The organism is Novosphingobium album (ex Liu et al. 2023), from assembly GCF_029076845.1.
GTDB lineage: Bacteria > Pseudomonadota > Alphaproteobacteria > Sphingomonadales > Sphingomonadaceae > Novosphingobium.
On sequence record NZ_JARESE010000015.1, the window covers coordinates 284,473 to 301,091 of the forward strand.

General features: G+C 64.9%; 26 protein-coding genes. 21 read left to right on the plus strand and 5 right to left on the minus strand.

The window, feature by feature from the left end:
- Position 1 precedes the first annotated feature (1 nt).
- Positions 2-376, minus strand: coding sequence for a hypothetical protein (locus tag PYV00_RS06390; protein ID WP_275227444.1), 375 nt, complete (start codon positions 374-376; stop codon positions 2-4).
- Positions 377-595: 219 nt separating this feature from the next.
- On the opposite strand from PYV00_RS06390, the gene PYV00_RS06395 reads away from it, so the two are divergent.
- Positions 596-1,198, plus strand: a complete 603-nt coding sequence (locus PYV00_RS06395) for a response regulator transcription factor (protein WP_275227445.1) — start codon at positions 596-598, stop codon at positions 1,196-1,198.
- Between the two features lie 116 nt (positions 1,199-1,314).
- On the opposite strand, the gene PYV00_RS06400 is transcribed toward PYV00_RS06395, so the two are convergent.
- The 4 genes from PYV00_RS06400 to PYV00_RS06415 form a co-directional block, all read right to left on the minus strand.
- Positions 1,315-1,887 (minus strand): winged helix DNA-binding protein, encoded by a 573-nt coding sequence (locus tag PYV00_RS06400; protein WP_275227446.1) that lies wholly within the window; start codon positions 1,885-1,887, stop codon positions 1,315-1,317.
- Between the two features lie 135 nt (positions 1,888-2,022).
- Positions 2,023-2,439 (minus strand): hypothetical protein, encoded by a 417-nt coding sequence (locus PYV00_RS06405; protein ID WP_275227447.1) that lies wholly within the window; start codon positions 2,437-2,439, stop codon positions 2,023-2,025.
- Between the two features lie 74 nt (positions 2,440-2,513).
- On the minus strand, positions 2,514-2,846 hold the full coding sequence (locus PYV00_RS06410) for a hypothetical protein (protein WP_275227449.1): 333 nt from the start codon (positions 2,844-2,846) through the stop codon (positions 2,514-2,516).
- Between the two features lie 46 nt (positions 2,847-2,892).
- Positions 2,893-3,453, minus strand: coding sequence for a response regulator transcription factor (locus PYV00_RS06415; RefSeq protein WP_275227450.1), 561 nt, complete (start codon positions 3,451-3,453; stop codon positions 2,893-2,895).
- Between the two features lie 323 nt (positions 3,454-3,776).
- Between PYV00_RS06415 and PYV00_RS06420 the strand changes: the two genes are divergently transcribed.
- From PYV00_RS06420 to rpsN, 20 genes are all read left to right on the plus strand, one after another.
- Positions 3,777-4,133, plus strand: a complete 357-nt coding sequence (locus PYV00_RS06420) for a hypothetical protein (RefSeq protein ID WP_275227451.1) — start codon at positions 3,777-3,779, stop codon at positions 4,131-4,133.
- 767 nt (positions 4,134-4,900) lie between these two features.
- Positions 4,901-5,272: a 30S ribosomal protein S12 gene (rpsL, locus tag PYV00_RS06425; RefSeq protein WP_156841643.1), complete on the plus strand. Its 372-nt coding sequence runs from the start codon at positions 4,901-4,903 to the stop codon at positions 5,270-5,272.
- A gap of 151 nt (positions 5,273-5,423) precedes the next feature.
- Positions 5,424-5,894 (plus strand): 30S ribosomal protein S7, encoded by a 471-nt coding sequence (gene rpsG, locus PYV00_RS06430; RefSeq protein ID WP_275227452.1) that lies wholly within the window; start codon positions 5,424-5,426, stop codon positions 5,892-5,894.
- A gap of 114 nt (positions 5,895-6,008) precedes the next feature.
- The gene (gene fusA / locus PYV00_RS06435; protein ID WP_275227454.1) at positions 6,009-8,081 is read left to right on the plus strand and encodes an elongation factor G; all 2,073 of its coding nucleotides are present in this window, start codon (positions 6,009-6,011) and stop codon (positions 8,079-8,081) included.
- A 92-nt stretch (positions 8,082-8,173) separates the two neighbouring features.
- A complete protein-coding gene (tuf, locus tag PYV00_RS06440; RefSeq protein ID WP_275227455.1) occupies positions 8,174-9,364 on the plus strand; it encodes an elongation factor Tu in 1,191 nt (396 codons plus the stop codon).
- 151 nt (positions 9,365-9,515) lie between these two features.
- Positions 9,516-9,827 (plus strand): 30S ribosomal protein S10, encoded by a 312-nt coding sequence (gene rpsJ / locus PYV00_RS06445; RefSeq protein ID WP_275227456.1) that lies wholly within the window; start codon positions 9,516-9,518, stop codon positions 9,825-9,827.
- Positions 9,828-10,076: 249 nt separating this feature from the next.
- On the plus strand, positions 10,077-10,847 hold the full coding sequence (gene rplC / locus PYV00_RS06450) for a 50S ribosomal protein L3 (RefSeq protein ID WP_275227457.1): 771 nt from the start codon (positions 10,077-10,079) through the stop codon (positions 10,845-10,847).
- A gap of 3 nt (positions 10,848-10,850) precedes the next feature.
- A complete protein-coding gene (rplD, locus tag PYV00_RS06455; protein ID WP_275227458.1) occupies positions 10,851-11,492 on the plus strand; it encodes a 50S ribosomal protein L4 in 642 nt (213 codons plus the stop codon).
- Complete coding sequence (locus tag PYV00_RS06460) at positions 11,492-11,806, plus strand: 50S ribosomal protein L23 (RefSeq protein ID WP_275227459.1); 315 nt, start codon at positions 11,492-11,494, stop codon at positions 11,804-11,806. Before rplD ends, PYV00_RS06460 begins: the two co-directional genes overlap by 1 nt.
- Before the next feature lie 4 nt (positions 11,807-11,810).
- Positions 11,811-12,647 carry a 50S ribosomal protein L2 gene (gene rplB / locus PYV00_RS06465; protein WP_275227460.1) on the plus strand — a complete coding sequence of 279 codons (837 nt, stop codon included), beginning with the start codon at positions 11,811-11,813 and terminating at the stop codon, positions 12,645-12,647.
- 6 nt (positions 12,648-12,653) lie between these two features.
- The gene (gene rpsS, locus PYV00_RS06470; protein ID WP_275227461.1) at positions 12,654-12,932 is read left to right on the plus strand and encodes a 30S ribosomal protein S19; all 279 of its coding nucleotides are present in this window, start codon (positions 12,654-12,656) and stop codon (positions 12,930-12,932) included.
- The gene (gene rplV, locus PYV00_RS06475) at positions 12,932-13,309 is read left to right on the plus strand and encodes a 50S ribosomal protein L22 (protein ID WP_275227462.1); all 378 of its coding nucleotides are present in this window, start codon (positions 12,932-12,934) and stop codon (positions 13,307-13,309) included. Before rpsS ends, rplV begins: the two co-directional genes overlap by 1 nt.
- Positions 13,310-13,312: 3 nt before the next feature.
- On the plus strand, positions 13,313-14,008 hold the full coding sequence (rpsC, locus tag PYV00_RS06480; protein WP_275227463.1) for a 30S ribosomal protein S3: 696 nt from the start codon (positions 13,313-13,315) through the stop codon (positions 14,006-14,008).
- Positions 14,009-14,030: 22 nt separating this feature from the next.
- Positions 14,031-14,465: a 50S ribosomal protein L16 gene (gene rplP, locus PYV00_RS06485; RefSeq protein WP_275227464.1), complete on the plus strand. Its 435-nt coding sequence runs from the start codon at positions 14,031-14,033 to the stop codon at positions 14,463-14,465.
- Complete coding sequence (gene rpmC, locus PYV00_RS06490; RefSeq protein WP_275227465.1) at positions 14,465-14,671, plus strand: 50S ribosomal protein L29; 207 nt, start codon at positions 14,465-14,467, stop codon at positions 14,669-14,671. Before rplP ends, rpmC begins: the two co-directional genes overlap by 1 nt.
- 11 nt (positions 14,672-14,682) lie before the next feature.
- Complete coding sequence (rpsQ, locus tag PYV00_RS06495; protein ID WP_275227466.1) at positions 14,683-14,952, plus strand: 30S ribosomal protein S17; 270 nt, start codon at positions 14,683-14,685, stop codon at positions 14,950-14,952.
- Positions 14,953-15,021: 69 nt separating this feature from the next.
- The gene (rplN, locus tag PYV00_RS06500) at positions 15,022-15,390 is read left to right on the plus strand and encodes a 50S ribosomal protein L14 (protein WP_275227467.1); all 369 of its coding nucleotides are present in this window, start codon (positions 15,022-15,024) and stop codon (positions 15,388-15,390) included.
- The gene (rplX, locus tag PYV00_RS06505; RefSeq protein ID WP_275227468.1) at positions 15,390-15,710 is read left to right on the plus strand and encodes a 50S ribosomal protein L24; all 321 of its coding nucleotides are present in this window, start codon (positions 15,390-15,392) and stop codon (positions 15,708-15,710) included. Before rplN ends, rplX begins: the two co-directional genes overlap by 1 nt.
- Positions 15,703-16,284: a 50S ribosomal protein L5 gene (gene rplE / locus PYV00_RS06510; protein ID WP_275227469.1), complete on the plus strand. Its 582-nt coding sequence runs from the start codon at positions 15,703-15,705 to the stop codon at positions 16,282-16,284. Before rplX ends, rplE begins: the two co-directional genes overlap by 8 nt.
- A gap of 29 nt (positions 16,285-16,313) precedes the next feature.
- Positions 16,314-16,619, plus strand: coding sequence for a 30S ribosomal protein S14 (gene rpsN / locus PYV00_RS06515; RefSeq protein WP_275227470.1), 306 nt, complete (start codon positions 16,314-16,316; stop codon positions 16,617-16,619).

The window sequence follows — 16,619 nt, forward strand, 5'->3', positions numbered from 1 at the left end:
GTCAATTCCCCGGTCCCGAACAGGCATCCTGCACTTCGTCGCGCAGGCCCGGATCGATGTCATGGCCGCGCAGCCCGTCCAGCTCGATCAGCGCGCCGCGCCGGTCGTCCACCCGGCACAGCAGCGCGGCGTGATAGAGCCGCGCCGCATACGAGTGTTCGGGCTGGTTGAGGATGACGCGTTCCAGCGTCGCCAGGGCATCGAGCAGATCGCCGGCATCGGCCTGCCGCCGCGCCAGCGCCAGGCCCGCGGTCTCGCTTTCGCCCGCGCGCGACAGCGCGTCGAGCTGGGCCGGCGTCTCGGCCGGCGCGGCCGGGGCCGTGCCCAGCGCGAGCGCGGCGAGCGCCATGCTTCCTGCCTGCGGAATCCATCCCATGTGCTTCCCTCCACCCCCTCGGGAATTAATGCAGGAGAAATAGCATGGCGGCCGGATCGCACCCAAGGAAATGCGCGGCCTGTGATTTAAATCACACGACCAGCCGTGGCTGGCGCACGACGGAGTGACGCAAGATCGCGTCAAATCGGCTCGATTTATGCGTCTATTTGGACCAGACTAGGGGTTATAACCTAGGTAGTCGCGCTTTACCCATTAGCCATGGAACGATTCCGAACCCTCTCGCTGATCGATCCCGACACGCGCCGCCGCGCGGAAACGACGATGTCTTTCGCGCAAGGCCGCTTTCACGTCGAACCCTATGAAAGTCCGGCCGAATTCTTCGCCGACTGGCCGTTCGACAGCGTGTTGCTGGTCGCCGATAACGACGATTGCATCGCCAGCGTGCTGGAAGGGCTGCGCGCGCGCGGCGCCTGGCTGCCGATCATCGGCTTTTCCGATGTGGTGGACCCGCTGCGCAGCGCCCGCGTCATGTTCGATGGGCTGGTGGCCTATATCCCGGCGCCGGTCTCGCGCGATCTGGTGGACGCGTTCCTCTCGTCCACCGCGCAGGAACTGGCCGCGCTCACCCGGCGCAAGAACCGCGCCGCCGCCGCCCGGGCGCGCCTCAGCGGCCTGACCCGGCGCGAGGCCGAAGTGCTTTCGGGCGTTGCCGAAGGGCTGACCAACAAGGCCATCGCCGATCGCCTGGGCATCAGCCACCGCACGATCGAGATCCACCGCGCCAACCTGCTGCGCAAGCTGGACACCAATTCCAGCTACCAGGCGATGCGCGCCGCGATCGAGGCAGACCTGCTGTCCTGACCCCGGATCATCCCCGGAACGGGGAAGGGGACCGCCGCGCGGCGGTGGTGGAGGCGGCCTGGCGCCATAGCCTTGCGGGCCGCGCCCATGGCGCGGCATCGGCGTCAAGAACGGCCCTATCGCACGACCTTGATCCGGGGCGGCATGGCATCGCCGCCCTGGCCATAGCCATTGGCGGGGTTGTCGCGCGCGGGCTCATCCTGGCCTTGCGCGGCGAAGCGGCCGCGCAAGGCCAGGATCATCCGCCGCATCCCATCGTCGGTCAGCCGCAGCAACGATTTGCGCGCGTCATTCGCGTCAAGGTCACGCACGATCAGGCCGTCGCGCTCCAGCTCGCGGATGCAGCGCAGCGCGGTGCTTTGCGGCACCGCCGAAGCGATGCAGGCGCTGGTGACATGGATCGCCTTGCCCCGGCTCTCCATGATGAACAGGTCCAGGAGGATATCCCACGCCGCTTCGCCGAAGCGGTGCGCCGGGCCGAAGAGCCGATCGCGGAAGCGGCGCAGGGCATAGAGCTGCTCGGCCACCTTGATGCATTCGGCCAGGTCTTCCTGGCTGATGCCGTCGGCGGTTCGCAGCCGTTGTTCCAGGCGCTTGGCCAGCGGGGTGACGCTGACTTCCTCCAGCGGCAGCGTTTCCGCGAATTGCAGAAGCTGCTCGGCCAGTTGCCTCAGGCGTTCACTGGGCATGACATGCTCCGTTCATCAGGCGCATCGCGGCAAGGGTCTTTCGCGAAACGGCGATATCGGGTGAAGGGTTGCATCCGGGGACGCATCCGGTTTGGGCAAGCGCTTCGCGCGCCTGCGCGCGGCGGGCGAGCGGGATCAATCCACCCGCCAGTCGCGATATCGCCCCACCCGCGCGCGGCGCAGCAGGTGGCAGAAGATACCGATCCCCAGGGCGACCATCTGGATATACTGCGGGAAGGCCATCATCGCCCAGTAGACCTGGTTCGCGCCGATCTTCAGCAGCGTATAGCCATGCGCCAGCAGGACGATAAGCTGCATGGCGGCGATCACCAGCGGCCATACCCGGTTGGCGCGCAGCGCCACCCACAGCACGCCGGCGAACACTGCGAAGTCGATCGTCACCAGGATCGGGTCGAGCCCGGTGAAATCGTCCGGCCCGCGCAGCATCACGCGGATCAGCGAAAACAGCAGGCTCGCCGACAGGATCGCGGCGACGCAGCGCTCCGGCCCCGATCCTCTCCGCATGGCGAAGAGGACGAGGATGACCATCATCGTTATGGTTGCTGCCAGACGCACCGGATTTACGCGATATCCTGTCGGGGGCTAGCCGGGAGGCGCCCGTCACCTCAGGCGGCCAGGCTCTCGTCGTGATGGCCGACCGGCTTGAGCTGGGGCGGGCAGTCGGACGCGAGGTCGCCAGTGATCTCGTGGTGCACGTCACGCATCCGGTTGTGCACCCGGCCCAGTTCCGAACCGGCGGCGAGCAGCGCCTGCTGCGATTTGGTCAGGCGCAGCAGGGCCTCCTGGCCGGTGAGCTTGCCCGTCGCGAGATCGCGGCGCGCGGTAACCATCGAACTGAACAGGAGCGACTGCTTGATCAGCGCTTCCTCAAGGGCTGCTTCGGCCTCGTGAATTTCACGAGCGATCCTGGCCGACGCGACAGAGACGTTCATCGTCATTTTTTCGTACCCCACATTGGATTTCTCAGGACGCGAGCCGCCTTGGCTAGCCCTGCAAGGCATCAGACACCGATTTCACGATGCTGAAGCCCGTCAGCGCCGTCACCAGGAAGGCGGCGGCGATCAGCACGATCGCCAGCAGCCGGGCCTGGGTTCCGTATTCGCCATCGAACAGCTCGGGAACGACGCGGTAGTCCCGCACGGTCTCGGCGTCGGTTCCGGGATCGGCCCGGTCCGGTTCGCCCTGGTCCTGCGGGGGCAGGTCCTCGTCGTTCCGATCGCTTCCATTCGCGAAGAACGCCGGTGGCGCCATATGGGTTTTTTCATGTGTCAATCGTTCGGATATGGCTTCTCCGGCCGGTTCGCCCGCCTGCGCGCCGGTTTCGGCCAGGCGCAGGCGGCGATAGATCTGGGCGATTTCGGAACGGTTGCGCGCGCCCAGCTTGGCGCGCACGGTATCGAGCCGCTGGTCCACGGTGTGGGGCGATATGCCCAGCTCGCGCGAGATCTCCTTGGAGGTCTTGTGCTCGATCAGCAGGTCGAGCACCTCGCGCTGCTTGTCGGTCAGCGAGCCGAGCGACTGGATGGCGGTCAGATCCCCGGGCATCGTCCCGCACCGCATCGCAGCGTGGCTGCGTGCGTTCCTTGCCGATGCGGCCATTTTATCTGCGGCATCTCACGCGACCCACCAGTTTCCCGAGCACAACCCGCCAGCCAGCCGGCCGACGGGGCAGAGGCAAATCCTGAACCTTGCTGGAGGTCTATACAAGCTCGGCCCCGACAGAAAGGGCCAAGCGCCCCTGCGAGCGACAATTTTGCGAATACGGTCCATTTCAGAACAGGATGAACCCCTGCCCAGGGGAAAATACCTATGATCGGTGCGCCATATCCGCTTTGCACCGGCGGTGCGATGCTGCTAATGGCGCGCGCATGAGCAAGTTCAAACTCGGTGTCGGGGCGGTGCTGATCGCGTGGATCGGCATTCTCGGCCTCGCCTTCCACTTCCTGTTCCACACCACGCCGCCGCTTTCGCCAGACCATGACGTGGCGCTGCATGACGATGCGGAGGATTTCGCCGCCGGCTCGCTCGGCAGCGAGCGGCGGGCGGAACTGCTGGCCGATACGCGCATCTATGTCGCCCAGCACAAGGATGCCGCCCCCGCCATGGCGCAGGGCAAGGAACTGGCCCCGCCCGATTTCCTCAACCAGCAGCTCGCCGCGCACAACCTGAAGTGGCGCGTCAGCGCGGTCCACGGCCTGGACGCCGACATTTACGACGTTTCCTGACCGCGATCCGCTCCGGCCAGGGGAGGGCCCCAGTCCGCGTCTCCCGGAAGCCCGCCTGCGGGAATCCCGCTCCCCCATTTCTCGGCGCGCGATGGCGCCGGCGCGCATCCGGTCCAGCTTGGCGTTGATCCGGTCGAGCACGTCGCCCGTATCTGGCAGCTCGGCCGCTTTCCAGCGATGCGGGTCGTTACCATCTTCGAATTGATCCGCGCCCAGGCCGAAATTGCCCCCGATCATCAGTGCGGTTAAGAAAGCCCAGCGAGTTGAAACCCGCGCGAGTCACCAGAAGGGGGGCTCAGGGGGCACTGCTATGGCAGGTCGCACCCGCCCTTGACCCGACCCCCGAATCCGCCTAAGGGCGCGCTTCCTTCGCGGGTCTTCCCACCGGCTGGCTCCTGAAGGGCGTTATAGAGCTGAACATTGCCGTTTGTGCGTGCGGGGCCTCAAAGCCCCGGTTTTCGGAGGGTTTCCTCCGGCGTCCGGCGGCAAAGTAATCCGGCGGGTTCGTCGGGTGGAGTGTTTTCGGCTCACGATGGGGACGGCGATTCCCGCGCACCTTGCTTCATGGCCCTGCCGCTCCGGCGGGAATGGCCGGGCAGGGGGCGGGCGGCCGGTTTTCCCGCGTGATCCCGACATCGCTTGCACCCTGTGCTCGCCGGGCTTGTTGACCCGGGGTGCGACGGGTCCGTTCCGTTCCTTGCTTGCGAAAGGGCTGGCGAGGGGCGCGCGGACCGGATCCATCGCACTCCATAGAAAGAAGAGTCCAGATGCCGACGATCAACCAGCTGGTCCGCAAGGGCCGCGAACCGCAGAAGGCCAAGAGCAAGGTCCCTGCGATGGAGCAGAACCCGCAGAAGCGCGGTGTCTGCACCCGCGTCTACACCACGACCCCGAAGAAGCCGAACTCGGCGCTGCGCAAGGTCGCCAAGGTGCGCCTCACCAACCAGCGCGAGGTCATCACCTATATCCCGGGCGAGGGCCACAACCTGCAGGAGCACTCGGTGGTGCTAATCCGCGGCGGCCGTGTGCGCGACCTTCCCGGCGTGCGCTATCACGTGCTGCGCGGCGTGCTCGACACCCAGGGCGTCAAGGACCGCAAGCAGAGCCGCTCGAAGTACGGCGCCAAGCGCCCGAAGTAAGTTTGTCCGCCTCACGGCGGTGAGCGGCTCGGGCCCTCTCCTCCACCCGGCTACCGCAGGTATGCTCATGGGTGGCCGGGGTGGGGGAGAGGGCCGGAGCCGCCAAGGCGAGGCCGGATGGGCTCGCCGCACTCCGAAGGAGTAGAATGAAATGTCACGTCGTCGTCGTCCCGAGAAGCGGGAAATCCTGCCGGATCCGAAGTTCGGTGATCAGGTGCTGTCGAAGTTCATGAACAACCTCATGTATGACGGCAAGAAGTCCGCCGCCGAAAGCATCGTCTATGGCGCGCTCGACACCATGGAGACCAAGGCCAAGGCCGATCCGGTGCAGCTGTTCCACGATGCGCTGAACAACGTGAAGCCGCAGATCGAGGTGCGCAGCCGCCGCGTCGGTGGCGCCACCTATCAGGTGCCGGTCGAGGTGCGTCCCGAACGCGCGCAGGCGCTGGCCATCCGCTGGCTGATCACCGCCGCGCGCAACCGCCCGGAAACGACCATGTCGGCGCGCCTTTCGGGCGAACTGCTCGATGCGGCCAACAACCGGGGCAACGCGGTGAAGAAGCGCGAGGACACGCACCGCATGGCCGACGCGAACCGCGCCTTCTCGCACTATCGCTGGTAATTTGCCGCCGGGGTGACGGCTGGCTGTCATCCGGGCGACATACTTTCAATCAATGGGGCGGGGGCCTATCTTAAGGCCAGGCCTCCCGCTCCATTCACCCCAAGGAAAGACCCCATGGCACGCAGCCATCCGCTCGAAAAGTACCGCAACATCGGTATCATGGCGCATATCGACGCCGGCAAGACCACCACGACCGAGCGCATCCTCTACTACACCGGCAAGTCCTACAAGATCGGTGAAGTCCACGATGGCGCCGCCACCATGGACTGGATGGAGCAGGAACAGGAACGGGGGATCACCATCACCTCGGCCGCGACCACCTGCTTCTGGGGCGACTACCGGATCAACATCATCGATACGCCCGGACACGTCGATTTCACCATCGAGGTGGAACGCTCGCTGCGCGTGCTCGACGGCGCGGTCGCCTGCTTCGACGGCGTCGCGGGCGTGGAGCCGCAGTCCGAAACCGTATGGCGCCAGGCCGACAAGTACGGCGTGCCCCGGATGTGCTTCATCAATAAGTTGGACCGCACCGGCGCCAACTTCAAATACTGCGTCCAGTCGATCATCGACCGCCTCGGCGCGACCCCGGCCGTGCTTTATCTGCCGATCGGCATCGAGGCGGACCTCAAGGGCCTGGTCGATCTGGTCGAGAACCGCGCGATCATCTGGAAGGACGAATCGCTCGGCGCCGAGTTCTTCTACGAAGAGATCCCGGCCGACATGGTCGATGAAGCGGCCGAATACCGCGAGAAGCTGATCGAGCTTGCCGTCGAGCAGGACGACGAGGTGATGGAGGCCTATCTCGAAGGCCAGCAGCCCGATGTCGCCACGCTCAAGCGGCTGCTCCGCAAGGGTACGCTCGGTCACGCCTTCGTTCCGGTGGTGTGCGGCTCGGCGTTCAAGAACAAGGGCGTGCAGCCCCTGCTCGACGCGGTTGTCGACTACCTGCCTTCGCCGCTCGACATCGAGGACGTGCAGGGCGTGAAGGTCGACAGCGACGAGGCCGACAGCCGTCCGCCCGAAGACGGCGCGCCGTTCAGCGCGCTGGCGTTCAAGGTCATGAACGATCCCTTCGTCGGTTCGCTCACCTTCATCCGCATCTATTCCGGCACCTTGAGCAAGGGCACCTACCTGAACTCGGTGAAGGGCAAGAAGGAGAAGGTTGGCCGTATCCTCGAGATGCACGCCAATGACCGCAAGGACATCGAAGAGGCGTTCGCCGGCGATATCGTCGCGCTGGCTGGCATGAAGGAAACCACCACGGGCGACACGCTCTGCGCCGAACGCGCGCCGATCGTGCTCGAACGCATGGAATTCCCCGAGCCGGTCATCGAACTGTCGGTGGAGCCCAAGACCAAGGCCGACCAGGAGAAGATGGGCGTCGCGCTCAATCGTCTTTCGGCCGAGGATCCCTCGTTCCGCGTTTCGACCGACCATGAATCGGGCCAGACCATCATCAAGGGCATGGGCGAGCTTCACCTCGACATCATCGTCGATCGTATGCGCCGCGAGTTCAAGGTGGAGGCCAACGTGGGCGCGCCGCAGGTGGCCTATCGCGAGTACCTCGCGAAGCCGGTCGACGTCGATTACACGCACAAGAAGCAGTCGGGCGGCACCGGCCAGTTCGGCCGCGTCAAGGTGAAGGTCACGCCGGGCGAGCGCGGTTCGGGCATCATCTTCAAGGATGAGATCAAGGGCGGCAATATTCCCAAGGAATATATTCCGGCCATTGAAAAGGGTATGCGCGAAACGGCGGCCACCGGCTCGCTGGTCGGCTTCCCGATCATCGACTTCGAGATCCTGCTCTATGACGGCGCTTACCACGACGTCGACTCCTCGGCGCTGGCGTTCGAGATCGCCGGTCGCGGCTGTATGCGCGAAGTCGCGCAGAAGGCCGGGATCAAGCTGCTCGAGCCGATCATGAAGGTCGAAGTCGTCACCCCCGAGGAATTCATGGGTGACGTCATCGGCGACATGAACAGCCGTCGCGGCCAGATCCAGGGCACCGACAGCCGCGGCAACGCGCAGGTGGTCGAGGCGATGGTCCCGCTGGCGAACATGTTCGGTTATGTTAACCAGCTGCGTTCGTTCACCCAGGGCCGGGCCAACTACTCAATGTTCTTCTCCCACTATGACGAGGTTCCGGCGAATGTCGCGGCCGAGGTCAAGGAGAAGCTTGCCTGATCGGCGCAATCAGTCTAGGGGCGGCGCCTGATTCAGCGGGTGCCGCCTGAATTCCCGCAGATTCAATTTCAAACGAAAAGAAGGTTTGTAAGATGGCGAAGGCAAAATTCGAGCGGAATAAGCCGCACTGCAACATCGGCACCATTGGTCACGTCGACCACGGCAAGACCACGCTGACCGCTGCGATCACCAAGGTCATGGCCGAAACGTTCGGCGGCACCGCGGTGGACTTTGCGAACATCGACAAGGCCCCCGAAGAGCGTGAGCGCGGCATCACGATTTCGACCGCGCACGTCGAATACGAAACCGCCGCTCGCCACTATGCGCACGTCGATTGCCCGGGCCACGCCGACTATGTGAAGAACATGATCACCGGCGCCGCGCAGATGGACGGCGCGATCCTGGTCGTGAACGCCGCCGACGGCCCGATGCCGCAGACCCGCGAGCACATCCTGCTCGCTCGTCAGGTCGGCGTGCCCGCGCTGGTCGTGTACATGAACAAGGTCGATCAGGTCGACGACGAGGAGCTGCTCGAGCTCGTCGAGCTCGAAGTGCGCGAGCTGCTCAGCTCGTACGACTTCGATGGCGACAACATTCCGATCGTCAAGGGTTCGGCCCTTGCCGCGCTGGAAGGCCGTGACGACGAGATCGGCAAGAACTCGATCCTCGAACTGATGAAGGCCGTGGACGACTTCATCCCGCAGCCGCCGCGCCCGACCGACAAGCCGTTCCTGATGCCGGTCGAAGACGTGTTCTCGATCTCGGGCCGCGGCACCGTCGTGACCGGCCGTGTCGAGACCGGCATTGTCAAGGTTGGCGAGGAAGTCGAGATCGTCGGCCTCAAGGACACCCGCAAGACCGTCGTCACCGGCGTCGAAATGTTCCGCAAGCTGCTCGACCAGGGCGAAGCGGGCGACAACATCGGCGCGCTGGTTCGCGGCGTCGCGCGTGAGGACGTCGAGCGTGGCCAGGTTCTGGCCAAGCCCGGCACCGTCACGCCGCACACCGAGTTCGACGCGGAAGTCTACGTGCTGTCGAAGGACGAAGGTGGCCGTCACACGCCGTTCTTCGCGAACTATCGTCCGCAGTTCTACTTCCGCACGACCGACGTGACCGGCGAAGTGATCCTTCCCGAGGGCACCGAGATGGTCATGCCGGGTGACAACGTCACGATCTCGGTCAAGCTGATCGCGCCGATCGCCATGGACGATGGTCTCCGCTTCGCTATCCGCGAAGGTGGTCGTACCGTCGGTTCGGGGGTTGTCAGCAAGATCACGAAGTAATATAGGCCGCGCTCCGCAGGGGCGGCCCGAGATTCGGGCACGCTCCGGCGGGCAGGTTTTCGAAGCGATCGCACCGCTCTTTCACGAAAGCGGGAAAGAGGCGGGGCGATCAGCTTTTTTTATGAACGCTCTTTCTCATCGGTAGTTGGACATGGAAGCTCAGAATATTCGCATTCGCCTGAAGGCGTTTGACCACCGCGTGCTCGATCAGGCCACTGGCGAGATCGCGGACACCGCCCGCCGGACCGGCGCGCTCATTCGGGGCCCCATTCCGCTGCCGACCCAGATCGAGAAGTTCACCGTGAACCGCGGGCCGCACATCGACAAGAAGTCGCGTGAGCAGTTCGAGGTGCGCACCTACAAGCGGCTGCTGGATATCGTGCAGCCCAACGCCACCACTGTCGACGCGCTGATGAAGCTCGATCTGGCGGCCGGCGTGAACGTCGAGATCAAGCTGGCCTGAGGCCGGGCTCGACCAGAGTTTCGATCCTTCGGGGTCAACCATCCTTTCCGGCCCGAAGCAATTCGGCACCCGGTTTCGCGAGCCCAGGCTCGCGCGGACATAAGGGATACCGCCGGAGATGTTCTCCGGGCTGCGTCCCCCGTCTCGCTTCCTTCGGGAAGCACTCAGCCCGGACGGGGCGATGCATCACAACTCGGGCTGGCAAGCCCCCGGAATGGGTCCGGGGGCCTCTGTTGAGGAGTTTTGATCATGCGCACTGGCGTGATCGCCAAAAAGGTGGGGATGACCCGCCTTTTCCAGGAGGACGGCCGGCACGTGCCCGTTACCGTCCTGGCGCTGGAAGATTGCCAGGTGGTTTCGGTTCGCACCGCTGATCGTGACGGTTACGTCGCGGTCCAGCTCGGCGCGGGCGAGGCCAAGCAGAAGAATGTCGCCAAGCCGCAGCGTGAGCATTTCGCCAAGGCGGAAGTGCCGCTGAAGATGCGCGTTGCCGAGTTCCGCGTCGCCGACGACGCGCTGCTCGATGTCGGCGCGACGATCGCCGCTTCGCACTTCGTTCCCGGCCAGCTGGTCGACGTCGCCGGCCACACGCAGGGCAAGGGCTTTGCCGGCGCCATGAAGCGCTGGGGCTTCGGCGGTCTGCGCGCGACGCACGGCGTCTCGCTCTCGCACCGCTCGCACGGTTCGACCGGCAACCGCCAGGATCCGGGCAAGGTCTTCAAGAACAAGAAGATGGCCGGCCACATGGGTGATCGCCAGCGCACGCAGCAGAACCTCGAAGTGGTTCGCGTCGATGACGAGCGCGGCCTGATCTTCGTCAAGGGCTCGGTCCCGGGCGCGAAGAACTCGTGGCTCACCGTGTCGGACGCCGTGAAGGTCAACCGTCACGCCGAAGCGCCTTACCCCGCCGGCCTGAAGCAGGCCGCCAACAGCAACGAAGCGCCGGAATCGAATGGCGCCGCCGAAACGCCCGCGGAAGATACCGCGGCGGTCGAGGCGACCGAAGGCCAGGAGGGCTAAGTCGTGAAGGTCAAGGTCCTCAATCTGGATGGTTCGGCCGCCAAGGGCGACATCGAGCTGTCGGATGACGTGTTCGGCATCGAGCCGCGCGCGGATATCCTGCACCGTGTCGTAACCTGGCAGCTCGAAAACCGTCGCGGCATTGCCCGCGCCACGCGCGAGCGTTCGGATGTCGCCCGCACCGGCAAGAAGTTCGGTCGCCAGAAGGGCGGCGGTACGGCTCGCCACGGCGACCGCGCGGCCCCCGTGTTCATCGGCGGCGGCAAGGCCCACGGCGCGCGTCGCCGTGAGTTCAACGTCTCGCTCAACAAGAAGGTTCGCGCGCTCGGCCTCAGGATGGCGCTTTCGGCCAAGGCCCAGAGCGGCCTGGTGGTCGTCGACAGCCTTGACGTCGCCGACGCCAAGACCAAGGCGCTGGCCGGCCAGTTGGCCCAGGCCGGCTTTGGCCGCAAGATCCTGGTGATCGATGGCGAGCAGGTGAACGAAGGTTTCGCGCGCGCCGCGGGCAACCTTGCCGGCGTGAACGTGCTGCCGGCCGTGGGCGCCAACGTCTACGACATCCTCAAGCATGATACGCTGGTGCTGACGCGCGCCGCGGTCGAGAAACTGGAGGCGCGTTTCGCCCTCCCGGGAGGGGCTGACTAATGGCTAAGACCAAGGAAGTGGATATCCGTCACTACGACGTGATCCTCTCGCCCCACATCACCGAGAAGGCCACGCTGCTCTCCGAGCATAACGCGGTTGTCTTCAAGGTGGCGGACAGCGCGACCAAGCCGGAAATCAAGGCTGCGGTCGAGGCGCTGTTCGACGTCAAGGTCACTGGCGTCAACACGCTGGTCACCAAGGGCAAGACCAAGCGCTGGCGCGGTAGGGAATACCGTCGCAGCGACGTGAAGAAGGCGATTGTCACGCTGGCCGAGGGCCAGTCGATCGACATCACCGAAGGCGTACGGGGCTGATCCGATGGCACTGAAGCATTACAATCCGACCAGCCCCTCCCGGCGTGGCCTGATCCTGGTCGACAAGACGTCGCTGTGGAAGGGCAAGCCGGTCAAGGCGCTGACCGAAGGCAAGCACAAGACGGGCGGCCGCAACAACAAGGGCCATGTCACCTCGCGCGGCATCGCCGGCGGCCACAAGCAGAAGTACCGCTTCATCGACTTCAAGCGTCGCAAGTGGGATTCGCCGGCCATTGTCGAGCGGCTTGAGTATGACCCGAACCGCACCGCGTTCATCGCGCTGATCAAGTACGCGGACGGCGAAGTCGCCTACATCCTCGCGCCGCAGCGGCTCGCCGTGGGCGACACCGTCGTCGCGGGCGAGAAGACCGACGTGAAGCCGGGCAACGCGATGCTGCTGTCGCAGATGCCGGTCGGCACGATCTGCCACAACGTCGAGATGAAGCCGGGCAAGGGCGGCCAGATCGCCCGCTCGGCCGGCACTTACGTGCAAGTCGTCGGCCGCGACCGGGGCATGGTCATCGTTCGCCTGAATTCGGGCGAGCAGCGCTACCTGCGCGGCGATTGCATGGGCACCGTCGGCGCCGTATCGAACCCGGACAACGCGAACCAGAATCTCGCGAAGGCCGGCCGCAAGCGCTGGATGGGCCGTCGCCCGCTGACTCGCGGCGTCGCCAAGAACCCGGTCGACCACCCGCACGGCGGTGGTGAAGGCCGCACCTCGGGCGGCCGTCATCCGGTCACTCCGTGGGGCAAGCCGACCAAGGGCGCCCGCACTCGTCACAACAAGCAGACGGACAAGATGATCATCCGTTCGCGCCACGCGAAGAAGAAGAGGTAAGACACGATGGCACGTTCCGTCTGGAAAGGCCCCTTCGTCGACCTGTACCTGCTGAAGAAGGCGGAAGCCGCGCAGGATGCGGGCAGCCGCGCCGGTCCGGTCAAGACCTGGTCGCGTCGTTCGACGATCCTGCCGCAGTTCGTCGGCCTGACGTTCAGCGTCTACAACGGCCACAAGTTCATCCCGGTCTCGGTCAACGAGGACATGGTCGGTCACAAGCTCGGCGAGTTCGCGCCCACGCGCACCTTCCCCGGTCACGCCGCCGACAAGAAGGGCAAGCGCTAATGAGCAAGCAGGCAGCACCCCGTCGCGTCGGTGACAAGGAAGCGCTGGCGGTCGGCACCACGATTCGTGGTTCGGCGCAGAAGCTCAACCTGGTCGCCGGCCTGATCCGCGGCAAGAAGGCGGAGGAAGCGATGAACATCCTCGCCTTCTCGAAGCGGGCGATGGCGCAGGACGCGCGCAAGGTTCTCGCGTCGGCGATCGCCAACGCGGAAAACAACCACAACCTCGACGTCGACGCGCTCGTCGTCGCCGAGGCCAGCGTGGGCAAGTCCATCACCATGAAGCGCTGGCACGCGCGCGGTCGCGGCAAGTCGACCCGCATCCTGAAGCCGTTCAGCCGGCTGCGCATCGTGGTCCGCGAAGTCGAGGAGGCCTGAGCCATGGGTCAGAAGAGCAATCCGATCGGTCTGCGTCTCCAGATCAACCGCACCTGGGACAGCCGCTGGTTCGCGGAAGGCCGCGATTACCGCAAGCTGCTTGAGGAAGACCTCAAGATCCGCAAGTTCATCATCGAGACCTTGCCGCAGGCGGCGATCTCGAAAGTGGTGATCGAGCGGCCGGCCAAGCTGTGCCGCGTGTCGATCTATGCCGCCCGTCCGGGCGTCATCATCGGCAAGAAGGGCGCTGACATCGAGAAGCTGCGCAAGCAGCTTTCGAAGATGACCGGCAGCGAAGTGAAGCTGAACATCGTCGAGATCCGCAAGCCGGAGATCGACGCCAAGCTCGTCGCGCAGGGCGTCGCCGACCAGCTCGTTCGCCGCGTGGCGTTCCGCCGGGCGATGAAGCGCGCGGTGCAGTCGGCGCTGCGTCTGGGTGCCGAAGGCATCAAGATCACGTGCGGCGGCCGTCTTGGCGGTGCCGAGATCGCGCGTGTCGAGTGGTATCGCGAAGGTCGCGTGCCGCTGCACACGCTGCGTGCGAACATCGATTATGCCGAAGCCGAGGCGCTGACCGCCTATGGGATCATCGGCATCAAGGTCTGGATCTTCAAGGGCGAGATCCTGGGCCACGACCCGATGGCGCAGGACCGGCTGATGATGGAGGCCCAGACCTCCGGCGTCCGTCCGGCGCGCTGAGGCTTAGGATAGAGTAAGCACCATGTTGCAACCGAAGAAGCACAAGTTCCGCAAGGCCTTCAAGGGCCGGATCAAGGGTGACGCCAAGGGCGGTACCGACCTGAATTTCGGGTCGTACGGTCTCAAGGCGCTCGAGCCGGAGCGGATCACCGCCCGCCAGATCGAAGCCGCGCGCCGTGCGATCACGCGTCACATCAAGCGCCAGGGGCGCTTGTGGATCCGCGTGTTCCCCGACGTGCCGGTGTCGAAGAAGCCCGCCGAAGTCCGCCAGGGCAAGGGCAAGGGCGCGGTCGAATACTGGGCTGCCCGCGTGAAGCCGGGCCGCATCCTGTTCGAACTGGATGGCGTTGCCGGCCCGCTCGCGGCCGAGGCGTTCAGCCGCGCGGCGATGAAGCTGCCGATCAAGACCAAGGTTGTCGCCCGCCTCGGCGACACCTCGCATCTGGGAGGCGAATGATGGCCAGCAAGACCGAAGACCTGCGCGCCAAGACGGACGACCAGCTCACCGCTGATCTGGCCGATCTCAAGCGCGAGCAGTTCAACCTGCGCTTCCAGGCTGCGACCAACCAGCTTGAACGCCCGGCCCGGATCAAGGAAGTCCGTCGCGACATCGCCCGCATCAAGACGCTCCAGACCGAGCGTGCGGCCGTGACGTCGAAGTAAGGAGACACACGATGCCCAAGCGTATCCTGATCGGGACCGTGGTTTCCGACAAGACCGACAAGACCGTGACCGTGCTGGTCGAGCGCAAGGTGAAGCACCCGCTGTACGGGAAGATCATCCGCCGTTCGAAGAAGTATCACGCCCACGACGAGGACAATGCTTTCCGCACTGGCGAGCGCGTCCGCATCGAGGAGACCAAGCCGATTTCCAAGACCAAGTCGTGGAAGGTGCTCGATCGCCTCCAGGCCGGCAAGGTTGCGGCGGTCGAAGCGGACGTCTGAGCTGGCGTCAGGGAATTTTTGGAACTGCCGGACTGGTTCCGGCAAGCCAGGTAAGAAGGAACCGGATCTATGATCCAGATGCAATCCAACCTCGACGTCGCGGACAACAGCGGCGCCAAGCGCGTCCAGTGCATCAAGGTGCTGGGCGGGTCGAAGCGTCGTACCGCCGGCGTGGGCGACATCATCGTGGTGTCGGTCAAGGAGGCGCAGCCCCGCGCTCGCGTCAAGAAGGGCGACGTGCACCGCGCGGTGATCGTGCGGACCCGCAAGGACGTGCGCCGTGCCGATGGCAGCGTGATTCGTTTCGACACGAACGCCGCCGTGCTGATCAACAAGAACGAGGAGCCGATCGGCACTCGTATCTTCGGCCCCGTGGTGCGCGAACTGCGCGGCAAGGGCTTCATGAAGATCATCTCGCTCGCTCCGGAGGTGCTGTGATGGCTGCCGCGAAGATCAAGAAGGGTGACAGTGTCGTCGTCCGTTCGGGCAAGGACAAGGGCCGCACCGGCACTGTCCTCCAGGTCATGCCGAAGGAAGGCAAGGTCCTGGTCGAGGGCGTGAACGTGGCGACCCGTCACCGCAAGCCGACGCAGACGAATCCGAACGGCGGCATTGACCGCGTGCCGGCGCCGATGGCGATCAGCAAGGTGGGCCTGGCCGATCCCAAGGACGGCAAGCCCACTCGGGTTCGCTTCGAAACCAAGGACGGCAAGAAGGTCCGCGTGGCCGTGAAGTCCGGGGAGACCATCGATGGCTGACAAGTATACCCCTCGTATGCGGCAGCGCTACGACGACACCGTCGTCAAGGCGATGACCGAGAAGTTCGGCTACAAGAACGTCATGGAAGTGCCGCGGATCGAGAAGATCACGCTCAACATGGGCGTTGGCGAAGCGAGCCAGGACAAGAAGAAGGTCCAGACCGCCGCCGAGGAAATGGAACTGATCGCGGGCCAGAAGCCGGTGATCACCAAGGCCCGCAAGTCGATCGCGCAGTTCAAGCTGCGCGAAGGCATGCCGATCGGCTGCAAGGTGACGCTGCGCCGCGAGCGCATGTACGAATTCCTCGATCGCCTGATCACCATCGCGATGCCCCGCATCCGTGACTTCCGCGGCCTGAACCCGAAGTCGTTCGACGGCCGCGGCAACTATGCGATGGGCCTGAAGGAGCAGATCATCTTCCCGGAGATCAGCTACGACAGGATCGAGAAGGTGCGTGGCATGGACATCATCGTCACCACCACCGCGAAGACCGACGACGAAGCGCGCGAACTGCTGCGCCTGTTCGGTTTCCCGTTCCCTGCCGAGGTGCAGGAACAGAAGGAGGCGGCGTGAGCCGCCGCTGAAGAAGAGAGCTTAAGTCCATGGCGAAACTGAGTTCCATCAACAAGAACGAGCGTCGCAAGAAGCTCGTGAAGAAGTATGCCGGCAAGTACGCGCGCCTGAAGGCCGTGGCCGATGACGAATCGCTCGAGGAAACCGAGCGCCTCATCGCCCGCCTCAAGCTGGCCGAGATCCCGCGCAACGGTAACCCGACCCGGGTCCGCAACCGTTGCGCCACGACCGGCCGTCCGCGCGGTTACTACCGCAAGTTCGGCCTGTGCCGCATCGAGCTGCGCGATCTTGCCAACAAGGGCATGATCCCCGGCGTCACCAAGTCGAGCTGGTAA

Bases quoted from the DNA above. Each gene is read 5' to 3' on its own strand.
- PYV00_RS06390 (WP_275227444.1), bottom strand. From the start codon at position 376: ATGGGATGGATTCCGCAGGCAGGAAGCATGGCGCTCGCCGCGCTCGCG.
- PYV00_RS06395 (WP_275227445.1), top strand. From the start codon at position 596: ATGGAACGATTCCGAACCCTCTCGCTGATCGATCCCGACACGCGCCGC.
- PYV00_RS06400 (WP_275227446.1), bottom strand. From the start codon at position 1,887: ATGCCCAGTGAACGCCTGAGGCAACTGGCCGAGCAGCTTCTGCAATTC.
- PYV00_RS06405 (WP_275227447.1), bottom strand. From the start codon at position 2,439: ATGATGGTCATCCTCGTCCTCTTCGCCATGCGGAGAGGATCGGGGCCG.
- PYV00_RS06410 (WP_275227449.1), bottom strand. From the start codon at position 2,846: ATGACGATGAACGTCTCTGTCGCGTCGGCCAGGATCGCTCGTGAAATT.
- PYV00_RS06415 (WP_275227450.1), bottom strand. From the start codon at position 3,453: ATGCCCGGGGATCTGACCGCCATCCAGTCGCTCGGCTCGCTGACCGAC.
- PYV00_RS06420 (WP_275227451.1), top strand. From the start codon at position 3,777: ATGAGCAAGTTCAAACTCGGTGTCGGGGCGGTGCTGATCGCGTGGATC.
- rpsL (WP_156841643.1), top strand. From the start codon at position 4,901: ATGCCGACGATCAACCAGCTGGTCCGCAAGGGCCGCGAACCGCAGAAG.
- rpsG (WP_275227452.1), top strand. From the start codon at position 5,424: ATGTCACGTCGTCGTCGTCCCGAGAAGCGGGAAATCCTGCCGGATCCG.
- fusA (WP_275227454.1), top strand. From the start codon at position 6,009: ATGGCACGCAGCCATCCGCTCGAAAAGTACCGCAACATCGGTATCATG.
- tuf (WP_275227455.1), top strand. From the start codon at position 8,174: ATGGCGAAGGCAAAATTCGAGCGGAATAAGCCGCACTGCAACATCGGC.
- rpsJ (WP_275227456.1), top strand. From the start codon at position 9,516: ATGGAAGCTCAGAATATTCGCATTCGCCTGAAGGCGTTTGACCACCGC.
- rplC (WP_275227457.1), top strand. From the start codon at position 10,077: ATGCGCACTGGCGTGATCGCCAAAAAGGTGGGGATGACCCGCCTTTTC.
- PYV00_RS06460 (WP_275227459.1), top strand. From the start codon at position 11,492: ATGGCTAAGACCAAGGAAGTGGATATCCGTCACTACGACGTGATCCTC.
- rplB (WP_275227460.1), top strand. From the start codon at position 11,811: ATGGCACTGAAGCATTACAATCCGACCAGCCCCTCCCGGCGTGGCCTG.
- rpsS (WP_275227461.1), top strand. From the start codon at position 12,654: ATGGCACGTTCCGTCTGGAAAGGCCCCTTCGTCGACCTGTACCTGCTG.
- rplV (WP_275227462.1), top strand. From the start codon at position 12,932: ATGAGCAAGCAGGCAGCACCCCGTCGCGTCGGTGACAAGGAAGCGCTG.
- rpsC (WP_275227463.1), top strand. From the start codon at position 13,313: ATGGGTCAGAAGAGCAATCCGATCGGTCTGCGTCTCCAGATCAACCGC.
- rplP (WP_275227464.1), top strand. From the start codon at position 14,031: ATGTTGCAACCGAAGAAGCACAAGTTCCGCAAGGCCTTCAAGGGCCGG.
- rpmC (WP_275227465.1), top strand. From the start codon at position 14,465: ATGGCCAGCAAGACCGAAGACCTGCGCGCCAAGACGGACGACCAGCTC.
- rpsQ (WP_275227466.1), top strand. From the start codon at position 14,683: ATGCCCAAGCGTATCCTGATCGGGACCGTGGTTTCCGACAAGACCGAC.
- rplN (WP_275227467.1), top strand. From the start codon at position 15,022: ATGATCCAGATGCAATCCAACCTCGACGTCGCGGACAACAGCGGCGCC.
- rplX (WP_275227468.1), top strand. From the start codon at position 15,390: ATGGCTGCCGCGAAGATCAAGAAGGGTGACAGTGTCGTCGTCCGTTCG.
- rplE (WP_275227469.1), top strand. From the start codon at position 15,703: ATGGCTGACAAGTATACCCCTCGTATGCGGCAGCGCTACGACGACACC.
- rpsN (WP_275227470.1), top strand. From the start codon at position 16,314: ATGGCGAAACTGAGTTCCATCAACAAGAACGAGCGTCGCAAGAAGCTC.